General features: G+C 37.8%; 11 protein-coding genes and 1 rRNA gene. 1 reads left to right on the forward strand and 11 read right to left on the reverse strand.

Annotation, left to right across the window (positions count from 1 at the left end):
• Positions 1-479 precede the first annotated feature (479 nt).
• A complete protein-coding gene (locus tag FHY47_RS18385) occupies positions 480-770 on the forward strand; it encodes a transition state genes transcriptional regulator AbrB (protein ID WP_139063808.1) in 291 nt (96 codons plus the stop codon).
• 44 nt (positions 771-814) lie between these two features.
• Here the strand turns inward: FHY47_RS18385 and rsmI are convergent, their stop codons facing one another.
• From rsmI to rrf, 11 genes are all read right to left on the reverse strand, one after another.
• The gene (gene rsmI / locus FHY47_RS18390; RefSeq protein WP_066103200.1) at positions 815-1696 is read right to left on the reverse strand and encodes a 16S rRNA (cytidine(1402)-2'-O)-methyltransferase; all 882 of its coding nucleotides are present in this window, start codon (positions 1694-1696) and stop codon (positions 815-817) included.
• Positions 1674-1958, reverse strand: coding sequence for a GIY-YIG nuclease family protein (locus FHY47_RS18395; protein ID WP_066103203.1), 285 nt, complete (start codon positions 1956-1958; stop codon positions 1674-1676). The genes rsmI and FHY47_RS18395 overlap by 23 nt, the downstream gene beginning before the upstream one ends.
• On the reverse strand, positions 1945-2682 hold the full coding sequence (locus FHY47_RS18400) for a tRNA1(Val) (adenine(37)-N6)-methyltransferase (protein WP_066103240.1): 738 nt from the start codon (positions 2680-2682) through the stop codon (positions 1945-1947). The genes FHY47_RS18395 and FHY47_RS18400 overlap by 14 nt, the downstream gene beginning before the upstream one ends.
• Positions 2683-2767: 85 nt before the next feature.
• The gene (gene yabA, locus FHY47_RS18405) at positions 2768-3124 is read right to left on the reverse strand and encodes a DNA replication initiation control protein YabA (protein WP_066103206.1); all 357 of its coding nucleotides are present in this window, start codon (positions 3122-3124) and stop codon (positions 2768-2770) included.
• A 17-nt stretch (positions 3125-3141) separates the two neighbouring features.
• Positions 3142-3969, reverse strand: coding sequence for a PSP1 domain-containing protein (locus FHY47_RS18410; RefSeq protein WP_066103211.1), 828 nt, complete (start codon positions 3967-3969; stop codon positions 3142-3144).
• Positions 3962-4966 (reverse strand): DNA polymerase III subunit delta', encoded by a 1005-nt coding sequence (gene holB, locus FHY47_RS18415; RefSeq protein ID WP_066103216.1) that lies wholly within the window; start codon positions 4964-4966, stop codon positions 3962-3964. Before holB ends, FHY47_RS18410 begins: the two co-directional genes overlap by 8 nt.
• Positions 4967-5003: 37 nt before the next feature.
• Entirely contained in the window at positions 5004-5333 is a 330-nt protein-coding gene (locus tag FHY47_RS18420; RefSeq protein ID WP_066103220.1) for a cyclic-di-AMP receptor, read from the reverse strand.
• A 133-nt stretch (positions 5334-5466) separates the two neighbouring features.
• Positions 5467-6147, reverse strand: coding sequence for a dTMP kinase (gene tmk, locus FHY47_RS18425; protein ID WP_148631348.1), 681 nt, complete (start codon positions 6145-6147; stop codon positions 5467-5469).
• Between the two features lie 7 nt (positions 6148-6154).
• Positions 6155-7603, reverse strand: coding sequence for an aminotransferase class I/II-fold pyridoxal phosphate-dependent enzyme (locus FHY47_RS18430; protein ID WP_262366042.1), 1449 nt, complete (start codon positions 7601-7603; stop codon positions 6155-6157).
• A 98-nt stretch (positions 7604-7701) separates the two neighbouring features.
• The gene (locus FHY47_RS18435) at positions 7702-7911 is read right to left on the reverse strand and encodes a sigma factor G inhibitor Gin (protein ID WP_066103225.1); all 210 of its coding nucleotides are present in this window, start codon (positions 7909-7911) and stop codon (positions 7702-7704) included.
• Positions 7912-8610: 699 nt separating this feature from the next.
• Positions 8611-8727 (reverse strand): 5S ribosomal RNA (gene rrf, locus FHY47_RS18440).
• Positions 8728-8734 lie beyond the last annotated feature (7 nt).

Raw genomic sequence — 8734 nt, forward strand, 5'->3', positions numbered from 1 at the left:
CAATAAAGTACGTAAGATTTGCTTATAAATACATTACATAATAGTACATTATAAAGGAATTTTAATTATTTTTATACATATGAACCCGGGGCGCTTTTGGAAAATTTTATTACACTTATATATTGAAATCTTTTTCACAAATAATTATTGTAGACAAGATGTATTAATTATATGAATATATTTAATTTTGTAATAAAATTACAAATATGCGCAAAATATATTTGATTTATTTTGAATCTTTTATAATTTATCGTCAATTTGTCCATGTAAATGATTCATTTAATGTATATTTATGTAAATTTATATCGTTTTTTTACTGTTTTTTTCATAAAACCTCACTAAATATGGAATAAACTACTATTATTATGCAATCCAAAAACATTGACGGTTTTGGGAATGCTTGGTATTATGAAAACATCCTTAAATTTTGTCGAATAATGACGAATTTTATTAAAAAAATATTTTACTATGAGAGGAGTATTTTTATGAAATCCACAGGTATTGTACGTAAAGTAGATGAGCTTGGACGGGTGGTAATTCCAATTGAGCTTCGTCGTACTTTAGGAATCGCAGAAAAAGATGCTTTAGAAATTTATGTTGACGATGAAAAAATTATTCTAAAAAAATATAAGCCGAATATGACTTGCCAAGTTACAGGTGAAGTATCCGACAACAACTTCACACTTGCTGACGGTAAATTAATCCTTAGCCGTGAAGGAGCAGAACAGCTTCTTAAAGAGATTCAAGAAAACTTGGTTGTAAACAACTAATCAAAAAGCTTCCCTTTCGGGGAGCTTTTTGATTAGCTTTTAATTTAATTCTCTTCAACATGATAAGCCTGATAGATTTCTCTTTTTTGAAGACCCCTATCTTTCGCAACCTTTTTTATCGCTTCATTCGGTTTAAGGTTCTCAGATTCAATATAAAAATCGACGTGCTCTTTCAATTCCATCTCTGTCCACCAGGCTGTTCCTAGATCATCTAACTCTTCCCTATCTGACCCCTCGGTTATGATCACAAACTCACCGCGTATTTCATGTTCATTAGCCCATTGTATAATCTCAGACATTGTCCCTCGAATATATTCCTCAAACTTTTTTGTCAGCTCTCTTGCCAATACTATTTTTCGATTTCCAAAATACTCATACATTATCGTAAGTGTTTCCTTTAAACGATGAGGAGATTCATAGAAGATTATGGTTGAATCCTTTATTTTTAATCGCTCCAGTTCTTTCTTCTTTTCTTTACGGCTTCGGTTTAGAAATCCATAGAAATAAAATGGCTGCGGGACTATACCTGAAGCAATCAGTGCCGTTAGTGCCGCATTTGCACCAGGCAATGATACGACCTTTATGTCCTCCTCTATGCAGGACTGGACTAACTCATAGCCAGGATCTGAAATAGCAGGCATTCCGGCATCGCTTACGAGGGCAATTTGTTTTCCACTTTTCATTTTCTCAATCAAGGATTCCCCGCTCTGATTCATATTGTGCTCGTGATAACTGACTAACGGTGTCTGAATATCAAAGTGATTGCACAGTTTTTTTGTATTCCTTGTATCCTCTGCCGCAATTAAATCTGCCTGCTTGAGGATATTTATTGTGCGAAATGTCATATCATCTAAATTACCGATTGGTGTTGGTACTAAATAGAGAACTGCTTCATTCTCTTTTTCAAAGCTTTTTTGGGCCTTCATTATCTGTTCCTCCCATTTGTACGATCCTTTCCTTGGCGCCCCTGCTTAGCTGTTTAAAGCGATACTCAGCCTGCATAGCCTCTGTCTTTGTCTGATACTCCTCGACATAGCGAAGCACCACAGGCCTTCTCCCTCGTGTATATTTGGCACCTTTCCCATCATTATGTGTATTCACTCTCTTATTTACATCATTTGTATACCCAGCATAATAACTGCCGTCCGCACATTCAAGTACATAAAAATAGTGATTATTCTTGTCCATTGATGATGGTTCTCAATTCTTTGGTATACTCATTATTTTCATCATACACAATTAATGGTGGCAATAATTTTAAATCAGGATTTCCGCCTTTTATTCCTTCAATCAGGATTGTATTTGCCTCTTTATTTGCCTTTGGATACACAAATTGAAGACGTTTTGGTTCTAATCTATACTTTCTCATTAACGTTACAATATCAAGCAGCCTACCGGGTCTATGAACAAAGGCCGCTTTACCGCCGTTCTTTAAAAGCTGGCTGCTCACTCTGATTACATCCTCCAATGTACATTTAATTTCATGCCTGGCTATGGCAAAATGTTCATTTTCATTTTGAATTTCCTTCGCTGGTGTCAAAAAATAGGGTGGATTACAGGTGACAACATCATATTTATCATGGCCGAGAATTGGAATAATTTTATTTAAATCCTCATGGTACATTTCAATTCTATCATCCAGCTTATTGTAGCCTATACTCCTAACGGCCATATCATATAGTCGCTCCTGAATCTCCACTCCGTATATACGCCCCTTGGTGCGTGTACTGAGCAAGAGTGGAATGACACCATTTCCAGAACATAAATCGACCAAATTCCCTTTTTGAATGGGAACATATACAAATTTAGATAATAAAACAGCATCCAATGAAAAAGAAAAGACACTCGGGCTTTGAATAATCCTAAGTGGCTCTCCCAATAAATAATCCAGACGCTCATCATCCTTTAATATATACACTCTACAATCCGCTCCTACCTATATACAGTAAAAAATCAATTATAAAAATAGTCTTTCCTATCGATAGGAAAGACTATCTTTATTTCTTATTTAAAAATGAAAGACAAAACAGGCAATCCCCATCTTTACGTGGACTTCCAAAGTGCAGATTACAAATATGGAAACCTTCTTGATATAGTCTCGCTAAATTATCGTAGCCCTCTCCGACATCCATTAGCTTATTGCCTTTTTTTGCTTGCTTTTTCTGAGAAACCGCAGGCTTTGTCTTTTCTAAATCCAGCAAGCGACGCCTTACATTTTCGTTTTCTAACTTGAGGGAATTATTTTCTTCCAATATTTCTGCGAGATGTTCTTTTAAATCTCCAAGTTGCTTATACAAATCTCCAATTTGAGCTTCCATACTGCTAACCGAATCGAAAATTTCCTTTTTATTCATCAACACCCACCACCTTATTAATCTGTGGCTTGAATCGAGAAGGTGCCTTCCTCCATCATCTCATCCAGCGTATATTCAACTACTCGTTCCTTACCCTGCAATTCTATTTGCATGATTTTTTCAAGAATGTTAAGACCGATTACTTTACCGCGACCAACCGGTGTAACCACGTACTCTCCCAAATCTGGAAGCTGCTCTTTTGCGCTCTCATATTCATCATTCTCATATTTTAAACAGCACATCAAACGCCCGCATAGACCTGAGATTTTCGTGGGATTCAATGATAAGTTTTGGTCTTTAGCCATTTTAATGGAGACCGGTTCAAAGTCCCCAAGAAATGTAGAACAACATAACATCCTGCCGCAAGGTCCAATGCCTCCAAGCATTTTTGCCTCATCCCTGACACCAATCTGTCTTAATTCAATACGTGTTCGGAAAATAGCTGCCAGATCTTTAACCAGCTCACGAAAATCAACTCGTCCATCTGCTGTGAAATAAAAAATCACCTTATTACGATCAAAAGTATATTCAACATCTACAAGCTTCATTTCCAAACGATGCTCAACCACTTTTTCGCTGCATACTTGAAATGCCTGTTCAGCGATTTGTTTATTTTCGTCCACAATCAGCCGGTCTTTTTCATCAGCTATTCGAATAACTTTTTTCAGGGGCAGAACTACATCATTTTCCCCAACCTGCTTTCTGGGTATAACAGCTTTTCCAAACTCTACTCCGCGTACTGTCTCAACTATGATGTATTCATCCTTGGCTATTTCCAAATCACCTGGGTCAAAATAATATATTTTACCCGCCTTTTTAAAGCGGACTCCTACAACATCATACAAGTGTAAACCCCTCCTGAAGGTTAAGCACAAGCTGCTCCATTAACAGCTGTGGGTTTATATTAGCCGAAATTTTTCGTTTTGACTCTAATATTTGATTCATTTGATACGCCAATTTTTTGGGGGAATGTTGAATGGCCAATTGGCGAAGCCTTTCCTCCATATCTTTGTATACAATCTCTTCCGGCTTATCCAGCTGTATATAAAGGAGATCACGATATATATTCAATAGGAGCATTAAGCCTATTTCTGTCTGTTCTCTTTCTTTAAAATGCGAAAGCCAACTCTCCTGAATGACCATAATACCATCCACAGGATTTTTCATTGCTTCAAATAATTTTACCACTATTTTTTGGGCTTGTGCAAACCACTCATCCTCATTTAACGACAAACCTTCATCGACACTGTTCGTCAAACTCGCAATCAAGGGAGCCTTCGTGACAGGTACTCCTGCCTGTATTAACTGCTTACTTAATTCCTTTGGATTTAACGGCATAAAGGATAACGTTTGGCAACGGGATAGGATGGTTGAAAGCATGCGGTGAATTTGATCTGTAAGCAAAATAATTGTTGTCCCTGCATGAGGTTCTTCTAAAAATTTCAATAAACTATTGGCCGCAGAAGCAGTCATTTTATGTGCATGCGTAATAATGTAAACTTTTTGTGATGACTCAACTGCCTTCTTTTGAAATTCCTCATGAAGCAATCGAATTTGTTCCTTTTTTATCGATAAACCATCCGGTTCAATAACATGGACATCCGCATGGTTTTTATGGTCAATTTTTTTACAATTTGTACATTCCTCACAGGGAAGAAAACCGTCTTCTCGGTTATGGCAAAATAAAGATTTAGCCAGAAGAATACTTGTATCCTTTTTACCGGTACCACGCTCTCCTTCAAAAAGATAAGCATGGGCCACACGATTCTTCATTAGGCTATTCTTGAGCATCATTGATACTCTTGGTTGTTGATTGGCTAATTGATCCCACGTGTTAATCATGCTTATTTCCTCTCATCCTCACTGACTGTATAAATTGTTAAAATTGGTAAAACTTATCCACCGGCATTACAAAAACTGTTGCTCCTCCTACCTCGACCTCTACTGGATAAGGTACATAAGAGTCTGTATTACCACCCATTGGAGTAACTGGTGCTACAAGCTGCTCTCTGGATTTGCAGTTCTTCTTTATGATTTCAAGAGCCTTATTCACCCTTAATTCCTCAGTACCTATCAAAAAGGTAGTATTACCGGATTTTAAAAATCCTCCAGTTGTAGCCAACTTAGTTGCTCGGAAGTTATTGTCGACCAAATCACCTAATAATTTAGTACTATCTTTATCTTGTACTACTGCTATTATAAGTTTCATGGCTAAAACCTCCTATAAGGATTATAAAGAAAAAATGACGGTGCGTATTTAAGCTTTACTTATCCATTATACCAGTTATTCTGTAACCATAAAGCAATTCAAGTGATAAATATAAAACCTTAAAGCATTTGCCTTAAGGTCTCCTGTGAATATATGTCCGAATTTGTTGAAGAGTTTCTTGATAAACTTCTTCAAAGCTTTGATTTGCATCAATTACCTTTATTCTATCAGGTTCATTTTTTATTAATAGTTGATAGCCCTCATATACTTTTTGGTGGAAATTGAGCTTCTCAAGATCCAAACGATTTATTTCCCGACTTTTATGATTTTCAATTCTCTTCAAGCCAATTTCAGGATCAATCATAAAGAACAATGTAAGTTCTGGCATGGTATCCTGTATAGCAAAGCGATTGATCTCTCTGACTTCCTCTATCCCAAGACCTCTTGCATACCCCTGATAAGCCAATGAGCTATCTACAAACCGGTCACATAAGACAATACAGCCTTTATTTAATGCAGGTACCACCTTCTCCATAAGATGCTGTCTGCGCGCTGCTGCATATAACAGTGCTTCTGTCCTGGAATCCATTTCAGTATGATCAGGATTTAAGATGACCTGCCGGATTTGTTCTGCAATAGGAATTCCACCAGGTTCTCTTGTCAGTACAATTGAGTAGCCTTCCTTTTCAAGCTGCTCTCCCACTCTTGCTAGTACGGTCGTTTTCCCAGCCCCTTCAGGACCCTCTACCGTTATAAAAACTCCACGTTTCAAGGCAGTAACCTCCAATATTGTAACTACTAGATAGTATATCATATGTGACTTACACAAAGACCTCAATTTGTTGTTGCTTTAAATAAACTCCTCCTTGGATTTTAGCCCCCTGAGTTAGTAAGGATGTGCATTTCTGCACCATGTCATAGGTAATAATCTCTCCCTTTTGAATGAGCGGAATACCTGGAGGATATGGAACAATTGTTTCTGCTGAGATTTCTCCACATGCATGAGCAAGAGAAATTCTTTTCCGCGGCATTATATCCATTTCCTCATAGGATATTGCTAGGACACTCTCCATATGTTGTTGTTTATTTTTTAATGGGTTACTAGCCAGGCTTATTCGTGTTTGTTCTCCTGTAATCCAATTAATCCTTTCTAGCCTTTGTATAATATCATCAACAGAATATGGTTGACTTTTCTTTAATAAAGGCAGAACAAGCAGTACATGCAGCTCATCTGCGAGCTCTGAATAAATCCCTGCTTGCTCCATTAATTTTTGCAGCTCAAAGCCTGACATTCCGTTTTTATGATAGAGAACAAGCTTTAAAGGATCCTGAATATCGCTGTTTTCTGATTCGAAAATGCACAGTTCCTCATGCCTTCGTAAATATTGTTTAAAAGACTCAATTTGCTCTATTAAATATTCCTTATCCTTTTCTGAATAGCTCTCTAAATAAGCCCTCGCTAAATCTAGAGACATCATAATTGGATAAGATGGGCTGCTTGATTGCAGCATTCTTAAATACCCTTCCACACGCTCTTGGTTTACCAATTCACTGTTTATATGTAAATAGGAGCCCATTGTCATAGCAGGCAGGGTTTTGTGAGCTGAGTGAACAACTATATCTGCCCCCAAATTGACAGCAGATGGCGGAAAAGGAGCACCTGCCGCAAAGTGGGCACCATGCGCTTCATCAACTAAAACTAGAATACCCTTTTTATGAGCTCGCTTAATGATAGATGCCAGATCTACTCCCAACCCATAATAATTAGGATATGTAAGAATAATTGCTTTTACATCCAGATGATCATTCAAACTATTATAAATTGTTTCATATGGAACACCAATTGAAATATCAGATTCTATAACAGGCGTCAGAAATATTGGGTTAGCTTTAGCTAGTTTTAATCCATTCATCACAGATTTATGGCAATTCCTTTGTACAAGGACTTTATCTCCAGGCTCAATACTAGCCAAGATCATCGCAAGATTACCGACAGTTGTTCCATTCACAAGAAAGTAACTTTTTTTAGTCTGATAAAACTTCGCTAATAATGCTTCAGCCTCTTTAATACCCTCTTCTGGTTCATGCAAATCATCTAATCCTGCAAGTTCTGTCACATCCCATGACAGGACCGAACTAAAACTCGGAGGAGCCTCAATAGGCAGGACAACACCATTTTTATGGCCTGGAACATGCATGGATATGGACTTCTTATTTCGGTGTTTCTCCAGCATATCTAATATTGGTACTTTAATTATTTTTTCCGCCACTCATACACGCCTCCTTTTCCAACAAATAAAAAGGCTCCTTCCGGTTGAAGGGGCCAGCTGACTATATTATAAGGATGGAGTATAGCGGTATTCAAGTTTTATGAGTAAATACTGGAAATATTCATTTTCTTCAACTTCTCTACATGCTCATTATACAAAGGGTCATTTGTTTCTGTATGAATTAACACATCCTCACATTCCGAGCAAATAAAAATATTATATAGATGCATTCCCTTTTTTTTCGTCGATTCACAGATTGCACATTCTTCGTTAAGATGATCATTTGTTTCACGCTCGCAGTTGGCCATTTACTACACCTCCATACCTCTTAGTATCGCCCCCGGCCACAAACTGTATACAATATTTTAAATTTATATATTATTCTATGCCCACAAGTGAATTTCGTTGTATGTCTTTCAAAATGTCCAACATATAAATATCTTTGAGGAATAATTCATGTAGAAACCTTTGGAATTCACGGCTTAAATGTTGTAGCAAAATGCTGGGGTGTGTTCTTGAAATTGGCATAGCTCAACTATTCGTAGCTTTAATTACATAACCCCAGGAAAGGGGAATCATTAGTATTTGATAGGTGGCTTCCTTTGTCTATTTCGTATCTTTATTTCGGGGATAGGTGGGGAGCAGGTAGGTGATAGATCGGGCGTAGGTGCTTCATAGGTGGAGCATAGCTAGCTGCTTTCCTCCATACTTCACCTACCTTTCAACCACCTATACCCCGGTATAGGTCGGGCATAGATGCTTCATAGGTGGAGCATAACTGCTTTCTTCCACACTTCACCCACCTTCCCCCGAGTATAGATGTCCCATAGGTGTTGAATAGCGCAGCTTTTCTATAGCTTCCACAAGTCTTTAAGGTAGTATCCTTGACGAAAGATCCTTCCCGACTCCTCACCCATCCAGCTCTAACAAGTATCCAAAATCCTCCCTGGTCCCTATAAAAACAACACAAAAAAACCAGCTCATCAACTGAACTGGTTTCTTAAATTGCCCGGCAACGTCCTACTCTCACAGGGACTCGCGTCCCAACTACCATCGGCGCTGAAGAGCTTAACTTCCGTGTTCGGAATGGGAACGGGTGTGGCCTCTTCGCCATCATTACCGGACTATTTG

Origin of the sequence: Bacillus sp. E214 (assembly GCF_008087365.1) — a bacterium.
Lineage (GTDB): Bacteria > Bacillota > Bacilli > Bacillales > Pradoshiaceae > Pradoshia.